Source organism: Kaistella yananensis (assembly GCF_026107505.2).
Taxonomy (GTDB): Bacteria; Bacteroidota; Bacteroidia; order Flavobacteriales; family Weeksellaceae; genus Kaistella; species Kaistella yananensis.
On the sequence record NZ_JAPCHZ010000001.1, the window covers coordinates 78,968 to 93,302 of the forward strand.

The 14,335-nt window shown below is 40.9% G+C and carries 13 protein-coding genes; 2 read left to right on the forward strand and 11 right to left on the reverse strand.

The annotated features are described in order from the left end of the window. Positions 1-172: 172 nt before the first annotated feature. The 7 genes from OK344_RS00350 to OK344_RS00380 form a co-directional block, all read right to left on the reverse strand. Positions 173-673 (reverse strand): hypothetical protein, encoded by a 501-nt coding sequence (locus OK344_RS00350; protein ID WP_265142927.1) that lies wholly within the window; start codon positions 671-673, stop codon positions 173-175. Between the two features lie 99 nt (positions 674-772). Further along, a complete protein-coding gene (gene pyk, locus OK344_RS00355) occupies positions 773-2,218 on the reverse strand; it encodes a pyruvate kinase (protein ID WP_265142928.1) in 1,446 nt (481 codons plus the stop codon). After that, positions 2,211-2,684: an IPExxxVDY family protein gene (locus OK344_RS00360; protein WP_265142929.1), complete on the reverse strand. Its 474-nt coding sequence runs from the start codon at positions 2,682-2,684 to the stop codon at positions 2,211-2,213. The genes pyk and OK344_RS00360 overlap by 8 nt, the downstream gene beginning before the upstream one ends. Further along, positions 2,653-3,417 carry a ribonuclease III gene (gene rnc, locus OK344_RS00365; RefSeq protein WP_265142930.1) on the reverse strand — a complete coding sequence of 255 codons (765 nt, stop codon included), beginning with the start codon at positions 3,415-3,417 and terminating at the stop codon, positions 2,653-2,655. The genes OK344_RS00360 and rnc overlap by 32 nt, the downstream gene beginning before the upstream one ends. A 12-nt stretch (positions 3,418-3,429) precedes the next feature. Further along, on the reverse strand, positions 3,430-4,674 hold the full coding sequence (gene fabF / locus OK344_RS00370; protein WP_265142931.1) for a beta-ketoacyl-ACP synthase II: 1,245 nt from the start codon (positions 4,672-4,674) through the stop codon (positions 3,430-3,432). A gap of 27 nt (positions 4,675-4,701) precedes the next feature. Continuing rightward, positions 4,702-4,941, reverse strand: coding sequence for an acyl carrier protein (locus OK344_RS00375; protein WP_015807007.1), 240 nt, complete (start codon positions 4,939-4,941; stop codon positions 4,702-4,704). A gap of 301 nt (positions 4,942-5,242) precedes the next feature. Further along, complete coding sequence (locus tag OK344_RS00380; protein WP_306400397.1) at positions 5,243-7,156, reverse strand: T9SS-dependent choice-of-anchor J family protein; 1,914 nt, start codon at positions 7,154-7,156, stop codon at positions 5,243-5,245. A 151-nt stretch (positions 7,157-7,307) separates the two neighbouring features. Here OK344_RS00380 and OK344_RS00385 point away from each other — a divergent pair, with 151 nt between their 5' ends. Continuing rightward, positions 7,308-7,961 carry a hypothetical protein gene (locus OK344_RS00385; RefSeq protein WP_265142932.1) on the forward strand — a complete coding sequence of 218 codons (654 nt, stop codon included), beginning with the start codon at positions 7,308-7,310 and terminating at the stop codon, positions 7,959-7,961. Between the two features lie 68 nt (positions 7,962-8,029). Here the strand turns inward: OK344_RS00385 and hutG are convergent, their stop codons facing one another. The 4 genes from hutG to OK344_RS00405 are packed head-to-tail and all read right to left on the reverse strand — an operon-like array spanning position 8,030 to position 11,329. Continuing rightward, entirely contained in the window at positions 8,030-8,941 is a 912-nt protein-coding gene (hutG, locus tag OK344_RS00390; protein ID WP_265142933.1) for a formimidoylglutamase, read from the reverse strand. Positions 8,942-8,950: 9 nt separating this feature from the next. Continuing rightward, positions 8,951-9,892: a 1,2-phenylacetyl-CoA epoxidase subunit PaaA gene (gene paaA / locus OK344_RS00395; protein ID WP_265142934.1), complete on the reverse strand. Its 942-nt coding sequence runs from the start codon at positions 9,890-9,892 to the stop codon at positions 8,951-8,953. A gap of 39 nt (positions 9,893-9,931) precedes the next feature. Continuing rightward, a complete protein-coding gene (locus OK344_RS00400) occupies positions 9,932-10,189 on the reverse strand; it encodes a hypothetical protein (protein WP_088468122.1) in 258 nt (85 codons plus the stop codon). A 51-nt stretch (positions 10,190-10,240) separates the two neighbouring features. After that, the gene (locus OK344_RS00405) at positions 10,241-11,329 is read right to left on the reverse strand and encodes a 2Fe-2S iron-sulfur cluster-binding protein (RefSeq protein ID WP_265142935.1); all 1,089 of its coding nucleotides are present in this window, start codon (positions 11,327-11,329) and stop codon (positions 10,241-10,243) included. Positions 11,330-11,660: 331 nt separating this feature from the next. Between OK344_RS00405 and clpB the strand changes: the two genes are divergently transcribed. Beyond that, entirely contained in the window at positions 11,661-14,252 is a 2,592-nt protein-coding gene (gene clpB, locus OK344_RS00410) for an ATP-dependent chaperone ClpB (RefSeq protein WP_265142936.1), read from the forward strand. Positions 14,253-14,335 lie beyond the last annotated feature (83 nt).

The window sequence follows — 14,335 nt, forward strand, 5'->3', positions numbered from 1 at the left end:
ACCCCAGATTTGAGGCTTGCAGCCCCATTTTTGAACACACGAACCTCAAATTTGACCCTTGGAACCTCAAATTTGAACCTTAGACCCGCATCTATGCACGGTGAGACCGCATTCGTGGGCATTGATCGATATTTGCGGGAACAAAAATCCCCAGCTGATGCCGGGGATTGTTTTAAGGGGTTGGGTTATTGGTGTCTGGAGCGGGCTTTTCTTTACCTTTACCCGAGCGGTTAAAAAACTGTTTCATTTCATTCATCTTGGTCTCGTAACCGGGTGCCTGCGAGCCGGCTTTGTAGGTGGTGTAGGCATAATCATCCAGCGCGCTTTGGTAATTGTCGTAATCGTGCAGAATTTTTGCGTTTTTTATTCTTTCCGAAAGTGCATCCAGGCGGTACTGAAGATTTTCCATCACCTGTCGGCTGTTGTAATCCTTTTCAAATTCTTCCCAATCCAAATCGGGTACCGAAAGGTTGGGCGAGTTGCGGCGGTAGTCCCATACTTTGTTCACCAGCAGTTTGTTCTGCTCATTCACACTGCCATAGGTGCTGCGTTCTTCAGGGGTAAGGGTGACCGTAAGCACTGCGAGTGCATTTTCCAGTTGAGTTAGGGCATCTTGTGCGGCGGTTACCTGAGCTGGGGTAAGGTGCGCATTGTTTAAATTGGTAATAGGCATAACTTTGTGTTTTACATTACGATAAAAATAATAAATTTATTTAAACAAAAAAATCCGTTCAACGAATTGAACGGATTTTTATAAATATCGTAACGATTTCTAAATCGTCGTTAATCTCAGCGTGTTGGTTTTACCGCCTTCGTAAGCCGGTGTAGCGTTCAGGTTGATCACGAAATCGCCCTGTTCTACAAAACCGTTGGTGTGCGCCAGCATATTCACCTGAATAATGGTTTCGTCGGTAGATTTCTGCATATCGTAATAGAACGCACGCACGCCCCAAAGCAGGTTCAGCATCGTAAGCACACGCCTGTTCGAACTGTACACAATAATGTTGGCATTTGGCCGATGCGCCGAAATCTGGAACGCCGTGTAACCCGAATAGGTTAAGGTAACAATGGCTTCTACATTGGCGGTTTTTGCAATCCTCACGGCTGCCAGGCAGATTCTGTTCGTAATAAAACGCTCATCCACACAATTGAATTCGTGTTCGATCGGCGAGTTTTTGGTTTGGTAGAAATGGGTCTTTTCGATATTCTTTACAATCTTCGACATGTTTTTCACCACATCTACCGGATATTTACCCACCGAAGTTTCTCCGGAAAGCATCACCGCGTCAGCCCCATCGAGTACCGAGTTTGCCACGTCGTTCACCTCGGCTCTGGTTGGCGTTAAGCTGGTTATCATGGTTTCCATCATCTGGGTAGCGATGATTACCGGTTTGGCGTATTTTCTGGCTATTTCTACCAGGTTTTTCTGGATGGCGGGTACCTCTTCCATAGGAACTTCCACACCCAAATCTCCACGTGCTACCATCAGTCCGTCGCATTCCTGCAGGATCTGCTCGATATTTTTTACGCCTTCAGGTTTTTCGATCTTCGCGATGATTGGCGTTTTCTGTTTGTTGGTAGGGTGGTTCTTCATAAGCTCCTTCAGGTCGATAATGTCCTGAGCGTGGCGCACGAAGGAAAGTGCAATCCAGTCCAGCTCCAGATCGAGCATGAAGTTGGCATCCTTAATATCTTTTTCGGTAAGTGCCGGAAGCGACACGTTGGTATTCGGTAGGTTTACGCCTTTCTTGGAGCTCAGCGGACCCCCTTGGATGGTTTTCGCTTTTACAGTATCTAGGTTGTTGGTTTCAATAACTTCTAAAACCAGTTTACCATCGTCGATAAGGATTCTTTCACCAACTTTCACATCCTGCGGGAACTTCTGATACGTCATGTAAACTTTTGTAGAATCTCCTTCGATTTTTTCGTTGGTAAAGGTAAGGATGTCTCCCGGGTTAAGGTACGAGCCTTCTTTTACAACACCTACGCGGAGTTTCGGGCCCTGCAGGTCGCCAAGGATTCCGACAGAAAAACCGTGTTCCTGGTTGAGCTCACGAATGGTTTGTACGTTTTTTTTAACTAAATCGTAATCGGCGTGAGAAAAATTTATTCTGAAAATATCGGTGCCAGCCTGGATGAGCTGAAGCATGGTTTGTTTATCGGATGAAGCCGGCCCCAGGGTGGCGATAATTTTTGTTTTTTTTAGATATTTATTCATAGTATTGAATTAATTGATAAAGCTCCTCGGCAGGGCTTAGGTTGAAATTCTGTATTTGGAATAACAGATTTTCAGGGAGCAAAATTAAGGAAAAATCATCAAATGGCTCGGATGTTTTCATGATATAATCTACATCCTGAGAATGATCGAGCAGAAACATGGTTTCGGTTTCGCCAGAAAATAATTCCTGTGGGATTTTCTTCTGAAGATAATGCGATGACCGGTTGGCGATAAAGTGAATGCACAGCTCGGAATCGCGGTGGAACGCCTGAAATCTCGGGAAAAAATAATCGTTGTAATTGCCGTGGTAGGTAAGGTCTGCAGTGCGTGAAAAGTTAAAAGTATTCTGCGAATTGAGTTGATAAAAAAGTTCGTGCGCAGGTACATCTTTTACGAGGCGTACGAGCCCTACGGTAATTTCTTCTTCTTCGTTGTCAATATCCAGCAGGATCTTTTGCGTTTTCAAGGATACTTTGTTTTTTGTTTAAAATATAAAATGCTCTTTGGGCAGCTTTTTCTTCGGCTTTCTTTTTAGAGGTTTCTGTGGCATTCGATATTTTTTCATCGTCCAGCCATACATAACTTCGGAAGACCAGGTTTTTGTTGACCTGCATTTCTTCGCAGGTTTCGTAGCGTATTGATACTTTCTTTTTCTGGCTCCACTCCAGCAGCAAACCTTTGTAGCTTACAATTTTATTTTCGAGTTTGTTGATTTCCGTTGGGGTCAAAAGCCTTTCAAGAACCACTTTTTTACAGGTTTCGTAATCTACATCGAGATAAAGTGCCCCGATTAAAGCCTCGAAAAGATTCCCTGAAATATTTTCGCTCAGTGTACTTGGAGAATCATTCTGTAGAAATTTCTTTAAACAAAGTTCGTCGCCCAGTTTGTTCAGGTTTTTGCGGTTAACAATCTTCGACTTCATCTGGGTAAGGTACCCTTCGTTCGCATCGGGGTACGTTGAAAAAAGATGACAGGAAATGATTGCACCTAATACGGAATCGCCCAAAAACTCGAGTCTCTCGTAATTGTTTTTTTTTGAGGATGATGTTTTTAAAGAAAAAGCTTCCCGGTAAAGACTGATGTTCTGAACGCTGCAACCTGTAATTTTACTGATCTCAGTGCTTAGATAGTAATCTTTTTCGGAGAGGTTTTTTTTTCTGTTAACTAGGAATTTAGGAAAATATTTCTTTAACTCCATAGAATTCTTTGTTTAGATTTTGGAGAAAAGTACACACGCATTGTGGCCGCCAAAGCCGAAAGTATTGCTCATTGCCACATTCACTTCTTTTTCCACGGCATGGTGGAAGGTGAAATTCAGGCGGCTGTCGATTTTTTCATCATCAGTAAAATGATTGATGGTTGGCGGAACGATGTTATGTATAATGGTGTTTAGAGCGGCGATTGCCTCAATAACTCCTGCTGCACCCAACAGGTGACCTGTCATTGATTTTGTGGAATTAATCTGGATATCGTACGCATGATCCCCGAGTAATTTAGAGATTGCATTGGATTCCGCGATGTCGCCTAATGGAGTAGAAGTACCGTGCATATTGATGTGATCTACTTCGTCAGCAGTTACCCCAGCGTCTTCCAGACAGTTTTTCATGACCAGGTAAGCGCCAAGGCCATCGGGGTGAGGTGCGGTCATGTGATACGCGTCTGCACTCATTCCACCGCCTTTCAGTTCGGCGTAGATGGTAGCACCACGTTTTTTCGCGTGTTCGTATTCTTCAAGAATAATGGAACCTGCTCCTTCACCGAGTACAAATCCGTCTCTGTCCTTATCAAAAGGTCGGGAAGCAGTTTTCGGATCGTCGTTTCGGGTAGAAAGTGCCATCATGGCGTTAAAACCACCAACTCCGCTTGCTGTAACTGCAGCTTCAGAACCACCGCACACGATTACATCAGCCTTACCGAGTTGGATCAGCATTTTAGCATCGATGAGTGCATTGGCAGATGATGCGCAGGCAGAAACTGTGGTGTAATTGGGACCATGGAAGCCGTATTCGATAGAAATCTGGCCACCGGTAATGTCCGCAATCATTTTAGGAATAAAGAAGGGGTTGAAACGTGGGATATCGCTATTTGCCCAGCCCAGAACTTCGTTTTCGAATGTCTCGAGACCGCCAATTCCTGAACCCCAGATTACCCCGACTCTGTTTTTATCGAGTTCGCCGTTCAGAATACCGGAATGTTCCACCGCTTCTCTGGCAGCAACAATTCCCAATTGGGTATTTCTATCCATTTTCTTCGCTTCTTTTTTATCAAAGTGATCGAGTGGATTGAAATTCTTTACCTCGCAGGCGAATTTGGTTTTGAATTGAGAGGCATCAAAAAGAGTAATAGGAGCGGCTCCGCTCTCGCCTTTGATAAGACTTTCCCAGTATTCTTTGGCATTATTTCCAATAGGCGTTATTGCCCCAAAACCGGTTACAACTACTCTTTTTAATTCCATAAATTTTAGATTCTTGTTGATAGAATATTATTTGTTCACCACTTCTTCAATATAAGTAATAGCGTGACCTACAGTTGTAATTTTTTCTGCTTGATCATCAGGGATTTGAATATTGAATTCTTTTTCAAATTCCATGATAAGTTCTACAGTATCCAAAGAATCTGCTCCTAAATCGTTTGTGAAACTAGCTTCTGGAGTTACTTCTGTTTCCTCAACGTCGAGTTTGTCCGCGATAATCGCTTTTACTCTTGATGCAATGTCTGACATAGTAATTTAATTTTAATTAGTTGTTAATTGGTGCAAATATATAAAATTCTTTATCAATAGCAGTTTTTTTATAAATATTTACGTTTTTATTTGGTGTTTGAGGCGTTGTTTTGCTTCCATAATTTAGCCGTGTTGTTCTATAGCAAAAGAATGCGTTAGTGCTTCCAGCTATGCCGTTAGATGGTAGTTTTCATGTTGGGAATGTTTTCCGGTTGTCTTGTTTGGTATCTTGTGTTTTTAAGGCATGAAAATGGCCCGATAAAAATTATCGGGCCACTTCATAGTTTAAAATGTTAATGTGTTATTTCTTGATCACCTTAAATGATTCATTTTTACCTCCTTCAAGGATGGTGCTGATGATATAGGTTCCTGGAGCCATCTTGCTCATATCAAGTTTACCGTTAACCAATTTCGAAGGAACTGGCATCTTTTGTCCTGCAATATTGTAAACATGTACCGTTTCGATGGTTTTCTTCGAGTTGATGGTAAGGATGTCTTTCACGGGGTTTGGATAGAAGGAAACTTCTTTGGCTCCAGCTTCGCTTACAGCAGCGGTAGCACATTCTGCGTCGATCATCATCATACCGTCGAAATGTAGTCCTGGAGTTGTGGTTGATACCGGCTGTGTCCAAGTGGCGCCACTGTCTGCTGACTGATAATTAGAAGAGGTTACCCAACCTTCTGTATATTTATAACCAATCCAGTAGGAACTGATTTGAGAGGCAGATGTACTTGTTATTGCGATCCAGTACTTAGTGTCATTTGCTGCATTCACAGGAAGTTCGAAGTTGCCTAGATCAAGGGTTATTCTATAGGTTGGGAGACTGGCAAAAGTATCTGGTAGTGTGAGTACATTAGTAGGAGTTACTCCAGTCATCGTTGTAATCACAGTAGTTCCTGGAGTATTAGATCCACTGTCTGCCAATATTTTCACATCGAAAGAAGTAATGTCAGATGCACCTGCTGCTGCCTGAGATACGATGTCAAATTTCACTGACTGCAATTTATAGGTTTCGCTTTCTTTAGGAACAAAAAAGTCATTGGCTACCATATATGTTGCAGAGGCTAAATTCTTTGTCATATTATGCGCGGTATCTGGTACGCCTGAATAAGTTTGGTCACAACCATAATCAGGTTCCACAGGCGGTGGCGGAGGTGTTCCGCATTTAACTGATCTTGTGTGGCTAGAGCTGGTTCCATCACAATTGCTTGAAAGGTGAGAGTAAAAACGTACAACACCGTTTGCTGTTGGGGTATATGTCACCGATCCTGTTCCTGATGCTAAAACAGCGGTTCCAGCTTCATCACCAATAGTGATAAAATACGACGCATTTGAAGTAGAGAAGGTATATTCGGTACCAGCGGTTACATTTACCTTAGAGTACTCGTTCAACCATGCTACAGTAGTTATGTTACCCACTGCTCCGTTACAGTTAGGGGTAAAGGTCGCTGCAGGGTATTGCCCATTGGTTGCAGTTAGGCATCCTGTAACTGGTGCAGCAACTGCATCCACCAAAATGTTGTCAACTAAAAGCATAAACATGTCAGTTGAATTATTTACGAACGCAAGTCTGACGTTCGTACCTGCATAAGCTGAAGTATTTACTGTTCTAGTAACCCATGCAGCATCTTCACCAGGTGTACTGTATAATTCAACTGTAAAATCAGCAACGGTGTTCCCTCCATTGGGAGCCAACATCAATTTGTACCCATCTGGATAATCTGCATCCTGTGCTTTAGCGTCCCATTTAAAAGTAGAAGTTCCCGCTGGAATCGCAATTGAAGGAGTTATTAACCAGTCATTGGATGTTCCGGCAGGTGTATACCATGATGTACTCATAGCGGCATAGTCTCCAGCTGGTCCGCCAAAATTACCGTTTGCACCTTGTTTGTCAATTCTGTTCCATCCTGTAGTAATAAAATTAACAGCAGTAGCGGGTGTTTTTCCATCGACATCCAGTACGGTCCATGCTTCGAAGCCTGGTCCACTTCCATCAAAGTTTTCTTGGAAAACAGTTGCTTTTCCCTGTACCGCAGACTTAGCGCCATTTGATAATGATGCTAGTGCACTAGAAGTCGCATTAGACTTTTTAACCTTTCCACTATTTGTAGTAGACGGGTATTTCGATACCTGTCTCTCAATTGTTTTCGAAGATTGGCCGAAAACCATGCATGACGTTAAAGCCAGCATGCAAAAAGATAATTTTTTTCTCATAGGTCTTGAATTTAATTAAACAATTATTTTAATGGTACTAAAATATGAAAACAATTCAATATATTGAGTTTTTTTTCAATAAAAGACAATTTGTTTGATAAATATTTAATTATTTCTCTATCTTTGTTTCTAATCTCAAAAATAAAAATTTATGAAAAAGAATTACATTAAAGTTATTTCTATGAGTCTTGTAGCTATGATTATTTCTTCTTGTGCATCAGATGTTAGAGATGAAGAAAATTTAACAGGGATTAACATATCTAAGTCAGAAGTAAATAAAAATTTAGTTACCCCTAATATTGTTTATTACTTAACAGAAGATTTTAGCACAATGTGTTTAGCGCAAGATGAAACGACCTTATCATCTTTACAATCATATACCACATCGCCAAATAATTATCCTATTATTGACTCACCAAAGTGGTATGGATATAATAACGGAACAAATCCAGCAAAGAATTACATGTATTTTTACGTTCTTTACACAAAAATATCAAATTATTATAATCTGAGTAATGACAAGATTAAATTTTATCCTAAGAGTTCCTCTTTGGGATTTCCCGAATTCGTAGGTGATACCAGTATTAGTAGGGCTAGTATTTACTTAAATGGTAATTACGGGACATTTTATCCCGATAATGAAATCTCAGCTGAAACAGCTACTATCGTTATGCACGCTTTGTTTAATGAGATCGATAACTTTTCATCACAATATAACAAAAATTTATATGCGATATCATATCGAATAGAAAAAACAATGTGTGGAGAATATATGGGTTTGGCGGCTGATGTGTACTACAAATAGAAACTAAATAGATCTTTAAATACAAAAGCTATTCTAAATATTGAATAGCTTTTTTTTTATTAAAAAAATTAAATAAACCATTCGTTTGCTAAACTTGCTGCAAGTCTTGCGGTGCGTTCGTTTAGATCAAATACAGGATTTACTTCTGCAATATCGAAGGCTAAAAGTTTCTCACTCTTAAGAATGTGTTTGAAATAATGCATAAAAGCTGCATCGGCAAAGATGCCGTTATAAGCTGCGGCGGATACACCCGGCGCAATGGCAACATTAAAAACATCCATACAAACCGTGAGATACAACACATCGCACGCGCTGATGAGTTCATCAATTCTGGTGTACACTGCCGGAAGGTTTTCGAAAAATAGTTCGTCCGCCAGGATATATTTCATACCGTACTGATGAGCGGTATCGAAAAGTTTAAGAGTGTTGGAGTTTTTCTGAATTCCAATATGAAGCGAATTGATTTCGCCTTCCTGAGCGATCTGCCAGAAACCGGTACCGGAACTGGCGCCGATTCCTGCTTGGGGTTCACGGTTATCAAAATGAGCGTCGATATTGATGATTCCAATCTTCTTTCCCGGAAAGGCTTTCCTGATTCCTGAATAATGCGCAAATGTAACTTCGTGGCCACCGCCGAGAACGACAGATATTCCGTTCCTTTTCAAAACTTCTGCAACTTTTTCTGCCAGTTCATTTTGGGCGCCTTCAAGATTTCCGTTTTCACAGGTGATATTTCCGAAATCTTTCAGTGAAAATTCAGGACTGACAACGGGGAAATTCGACATATTTTTCCGGATGAGATTCGGAGCGTCTTTAGCGCCAACTCTTCCTTTGTTTCTTCTCACGCCTTCGTCTACAGCAAATCCGTGTAAAACGAAATCGTTCGGTGAAATCGAATCGTAATCGTTTTCCAGAGAAACTCTTTGGAATATCCGGTGATAAAGCGGGTCTTCGCCGTCAAAACGTCCTTGCCAGATCATTGTTGTTTTTTAAACTGCAGACTTTATACGTTCTGACTCCGCATACGCCATCGCTGCTTCCTTCACCCAGGAATGTTCACGCTGTGCTTTTCTTTTTGTTTCCAAACGTTTTTTATTGCATGGTCCGTTTCCTTTTAAAACTTCCATAAATTCATCCCAAGGCAGCTCACCAAAATCGTAATGTTGGGTTTCTTCATTCCATTTAAGCTTTTCGTCCGGGATTTTAAGGCCTAAAAATTCTGCCTGCGGCACGGTAACGTCAATAAAACGCTGTCTCAGGGAGTCGTTGCTTTCTCTTTTTACCCGATAATTCATAGATTTCTGGGAGTTGGGCGAGGCATCATCATTTGGGCCAAACATCATTAAAGCCGGCCACCAGAAACGGTTCAGTGCTTCCTGAGCTAAATCTTTCTGCTCTTTAGTTCCCCGGCAAAGCGTCATTAAAATTTCATATCCCTGTCTTTGGTGGAAAGATTCTTCTTTGCAAATTCTGACCATTGCTCTGGAGTAAGGTCCGTACGAATTTCCCATCAGCATGACTTGATTCATAATCGCTGCTCCATCAACCAGCCAGCCAATTGCCCCGATATCTGCCCATGAAAGCGCAGGGTAATTGAAGATGCTGGAGTATTTTGCTTTTCCGGAAAGCATATCGTTGTATGTGGAGTCGCGATCTGCAACAACTTCACCGTTGCCCAGGGTTTCTGTTGCGGCGTACAGATATAGTCCGTGCCCTGCTTCATCCTGAATTTTTGCCATCAAAGCCATTTTTCTGCGCAGCGATGGTGCACGGGTAATCCAGTTGGCTTCCGGCAGCATTCCTACGATTTCGGAATGGGCATGCTGAGAAATCTGCCGCACCAGTAATTTTCTGTAATCATCGGGCATTACATCTTTTGGTTCTACCTTATTCTCTGCCTGAACGTATGCTAAAAATTTTTCCTGATCCATTTTTAATTTTTTAAAATAACGCAACTTGTGCGTGTAACGCTATAATTTCCCTTCGCTTAAATCATCTTTAAGATAAATCCCTACTTTGGAATCGATAAATTCCCCTGCTACAAAACTGATGGTTTTGTCGTTGCCTTCAATCTGGTATTCCTTGAAGAAGTAAACGTTGCCGTTATCAGGACCTTTTACTTCTACTTTTTTGTTAACGCAATGCCAGTAATGATTCCAGATGTTGAGTCCTTCGATTTTAAATTCTTCGTTCTCGTCAACGGATTTTGCAAATTTCCAGTTTGTCATTGTTGTAGATTTTTAGAGGTAAAAAAGTTTGCGAAATCTTTTTTCCTTGAATTATACATCATAATTGAGCATCACCACATTGGTAGTCGGGTGACACTGGCAGGTCAGTACAAATCCGCGCTCCACTTCGTCCTCGGTAAGCGCGAAATTCTTTTCCATAAATACTTCGCCTTCCATAACCTGGGCTTTGCAGGTGCAGCATACGCCACCTTTGCACGCGAAAGGAACGGGAAGTTTGTCGTGCAGCGCCTGATCCAGTATGCTTTTTTTCTTTGAATTGAGATGAAAAGAATATTCATCGTCATCAATAATTAAAGTTACCATACTTTCGATATTTGGGATGGCCTTGAATTCATCGCTCATTTCTGCGTTTTCATCGTCATCCGGTGCGGCGTAATATTCATACATAATCTGCAGTGAAGGTACTTTTTTATCATTTTTAAGATATCCGGAAATATCTTTGATCATTTCAGACGGGCCGCAGATGAAGTACGTCGATTCCTGAACGGGAATTTCGGGAAATCTCCCGAAAAGCTGCGACAGTTTTTCTGCTGAGATTCTTCCTTCAAAAAGTTCGTCTTCAGAATGCTTTTCCCGGGAAAGAAGATAGATAATTTTCAGTCTTCCACCGAATTTTGCAGCTAATTCATCAATTTCTTTCTTAAAAATAATGTCGTTGATGCTTTTATTGCTAAAAAATAAATATGCATTGCTTTTCGGTTCCTGATAAAGCGCTTCTTTAAGGTTTGAAAGTACCGGCGATATTCCGCTGCCGGCTGCCAACCCGATATAGGTTTTCTCGTTTGAAGGATGGTAATGCGTGTAGAAATGTCCCATTGGTGCAGATACTTCTACCTGGTCGCCTTCTTTCAGTTCGTTATTCAGGAAAGTGGAAACTTTGCCGCCATCCAAATGTTTTACAAGGATTTCGAGTTCGGTGTTCCCTTCGCTCGGTGCATTCACGATTGAATAGGATCTCCGAAGATCTTCGTCCCCGAAAACGAAACGGACATTAAGATATTGGCCTTGCTTAAAGGCAAATTCGTGCCTCAGGTTTTGAGGGATTTCAAAACCGATATTTACGGAATCATTCGTTTCCTTCTTTACCCGGGCTGCTTTTAACAGATGAAAATGATGCATATTTTGTAAAAAATAACTCTATAAAGGTGAGTTCAACAAATATACTTTTTTTTTGAATGGTAAAAAAAGAGATAAACGGCTGGCGGAATGATTTAATGATGATTTTGAGGGTGACGCTGTTCATACTTAAATCGGTAATATTGTCTTAATGTTCACGGTATCAATTTGTTAAAAACGGAAATTATGTCCTGAAAAACCACTAAAAAATTTAACAGAACGATTTTTGTTGAATACTGTTTGATAAAAAAACTTTAAAACATACCCGAGAATTCGTAAATTTATATGGGTTTTTTATTGTTTTGAATTTAAAAAAAAATAAAATCACAATACTATGAACTTAAACCAATACACTGTAAAATCGCAGGAAGCTATACAGAAAGCGCAGCAAATTGCCATGGAATTTGGCAACCAAAGCATTGAACCACAACACTTGTTGGAAGGAATTTTTCAGGTTGACGAAAATATCTCTGAATTTTTAATGAAAAAATCGGAGGCTGAACTAAGTTTGGTTCGGGACCGAAACCGTGAAAATATCGAAAAACTTCCGAAAGTGGAAGGCGGAAATATTTATCTTTCGCAATCCGCTAACCGTGTTTTGCTCGATGCTCCTAATGTAGCCAAGAAAATGGGCGACGAGTTTGTAACCATTGAGCATCTTTGGCTTTCGCTTCTCGAAGTAAATTCTGATGTTTCGAAAATGCTGAAAGACATGGGCGTTACGAAAAAAGGTCTGGAAACTGCGATTAAGGAGATCCGTAAAGGCTCGAAAGCTACGTCCGCAAGTTCCGAAGAAACCTATCAGAGTTTAAATAAGTACGCTAAAAACTTCAACGAACTTGCGGCGGAGGGAAAACTGGATCCCGTAATCGGTCGCGATGAAGAAATCCGCAGGGTTCTGCAGATTCTTTCCAGAAGAACGAAAAATAATCCGATTCTTATCGGTGAACCGGGTGTAGGTAAAACTGCCATTGCTGAAGGAATTGCACACCGGATTATTTCCGGCGATATTCCTGAAAATCTCATGGATAAAACATTGTACTCACTTGATATGGGTGCTTTAATAGCCGGCGCAAAGTATAAAGGCGAATTCGAAGAAAGGCTGAAATCAGTCATTAACGAAGTTACTAAATCTGATGGGCAGATTATTCTCTTTATCGATGAAATTCATACCTTGGTAGGAGCCGGAGGGGGTGAAGGTGCGATGGATGCGGCGAATATACTGAAACCAGCGTTGGCAAGAGGTGAACTTCGTGCAATAGGCGCCACGACCTTAAATGAATATCAGAAATATTTTGAGAAAGATAAAGCACTTGAAAGACGATTCCAGAAAGTGATGGTTGAAGAACCTGATACCGAATCGGCCATTTCGATTCTGCGCGGTATTAAAGATAAATATGAAGCGCACCATAAAGTCAGAATTAAAGATGAAGCCATTATCGCGGCGGTAGAAATGTCTCAACGCTATATTTCTGACCGGTTTTTACCGGATAAAGCCATTGATTTAATTGATGAAGCCTCTGCCAAACTCCGCATGGAAATTAATTCAAAACCCGAAGAGCTCGATGTTTTAGACCGTAAACTAATGCAGATGGAAATTGAACTTGCTGCGATCTCAAGAGAGGGCAATGAGATTAAAATCAATCACCTGAAAGAAGATATCGCAAGGGTTTCTGAACAGCGCAACGAAATCAATGCAAAATGGCTCAAAGAAAAACAGAAATCAGAAGATTTAACTTCGATTAAGAAAGAAATTGAAGCCTTGAAACTTGAAGCTGAACGCGCGTCCAGAGTAGGTGATTACGCAAAAGTTGCTGAAATTCAGTACGGAAAAATTAAAGAAAAAGAAGCTGATCTGGAGAAACTCGAACTGGAAATGCAGAACAATCTGAACGAGTTGATTAAAGAAGAAGTTACCGCAGAGAATATTTCTGAAGTCATTTCTAAATGGACCGGAATTCCGGTTACAAAATTATTGCAGTCGGAACGCGAAAAACTGCTGCATCTGGAAGATGAACTTCATAAAAGAGTTGTTGGTCAGGATGAAGCGATAGAATCTGTCGCAAACGCGATCCGCCGTAACAGAGCGGGATTGAATGACGAAAAAAAACCGATTGGTTCATTCCTGTTTTTGGGAACCACCGGTGTCGGAAAAACTGAACTCGCGAAAGCCTTAGCAGAATATCTTTTCGATGATGAGAATAATATGACCCGAATCGATATGAGTGAGTATCAGGAAAGGCACTCGGTTTCAAGACTGGTGGGTGCACCTCCGGGATATGTGGGTTATGATGAAGGCGGACAGTTAACCGAAGCTGTTCGGCGAAGACCATACTCGGTAGTGCTTTTGGACGAGATTGAAAAAGCGCATCCCGATGTCTTTAATACTTTGCTCCAGGTTCTGGATGACGGAAGGCTTACGGATAACAAAGGTAGGGTAGTGAATTTTAAAAACTCCATCATCATCATGACTTCCAATTTAGGATCTCATCTGATTCAGGAGAATTTTGAAAATATCAGCGATGATAATGTGGAGGAAATCGTAGAAAAAACAAAAGACGAAGTTTTCGGACTGCTGAAACAGACTTTAAGACCGGAGTTTTTGAACCGAATTGATGAGGTTGTCCTCTTCCAGCCATTAAACAGAAAAGAAATCGGCAAAATTGTTCATTACCAGTTGCGCGGTTTTAATAAAATGCTGGAAAAACGCGGTATTTTTATGACGGCTACGGATGATGCGATTAATTACCTTATGAATAAAGGTTATGATCCGAGTTTCGGAGCTAGACCGCTCAAAAGAGTTTTGCAGCAAGAAGTTTTGAATAAACTTTCCAAAGAAATCTTAGCCGGCGCCATAAACGATGGTGACAGAATTACATTAGATTATTTCGACGAGACTGGACTGGTTTTCAGGCCGACGGAATAAATACCAAAATTTTTGACAGATAAAGCGATCGATTACGGTCGCTTTTTTTTATCTTCATATAATCGTTATTATTTTTAATAAAA

Excerpts from the sequence above, each read along its gene's own strand:
- OK344_RS00350 (WP_265142927.1), bottom strand. The coding sequence starts at position 673 with ATGCCTATTACCAATTTAAACAATGCGCACCTTACCCCAGCTCAGGTA.
- pyk (WP_265142928.1), bottom strand. The coding sequence starts at position 2,218 with ATGAATAAATATCTAAAAAAAACAAAAATTATCGCCACCCTGGGGCCG.
- rnc (WP_265142930.1), bottom strand. The coding sequence starts at position 3,417 with ATGGAGTTAAAGAAATATTTTCCTAAATTCCTAGTTAACAGAAAAAAA.
- fabF (WP_265142931.1), bottom strand. The coding sequence starts at position 4,674 with ATGGAATTAAAAAGAGTAGTTGTAACCGGTTTTGGGGCAATAACGCCT.
- OK344_RS00375 (WP_015807007.1), bottom strand. The coding sequence starts at position 4,941 with ATGTCAGACATTGCATCAAGAGTAAAAGCGATTATCGCGGACAAACTC.
- OK344_RS00380 (WP_306400397.1), bottom strand. The coding sequence starts at position 7,156 with ATGAGAAAAAAATTATCTTTTTGCATGCTGGCTTTAACGTCATGCATG.
- OK344_RS00385 (WP_265142932.1), top strand. The coding sequence starts at position 7,308 with ATGAAAAAGAATTACATTAAAGTTATTTCTATGAGTCTTGTAGCTATG.
- hutG (WP_265142933.1), bottom strand. The coding sequence starts at position 8,941 with ATGATCTGGCAAGGACGTTTTGACGGCGAAGACCCGCTTTATCACCGG.
- paaA (WP_265142934.1), bottom strand. The coding sequence starts at position 9,892 with ATGGATCAGGAAAAATTTTTAGCATACGTTCAGGCAGAGAATAAGGTA.
- OK344_RS00400 (WP_088468122.1), bottom strand. The coding sequence starts at position 10,189 with ATGACAAACTGGAAATTTGCAAAATCCGTTGACGAGAACGAAGAATTT.
- OK344_RS00405 (WP_265142935.1), bottom strand. The coding sequence starts at position 11,329 with ATGCATCATTTTCATCTGTTAAAAGCAGCCCGGGTAAAGAAGGAAACG.
- clpB (WP_265142936.1), top strand. The coding sequence starts at position 11,661 with ATGAACTTAAACCAATACACTGTAAAATCGCAGGAAGCTATACAGAAA.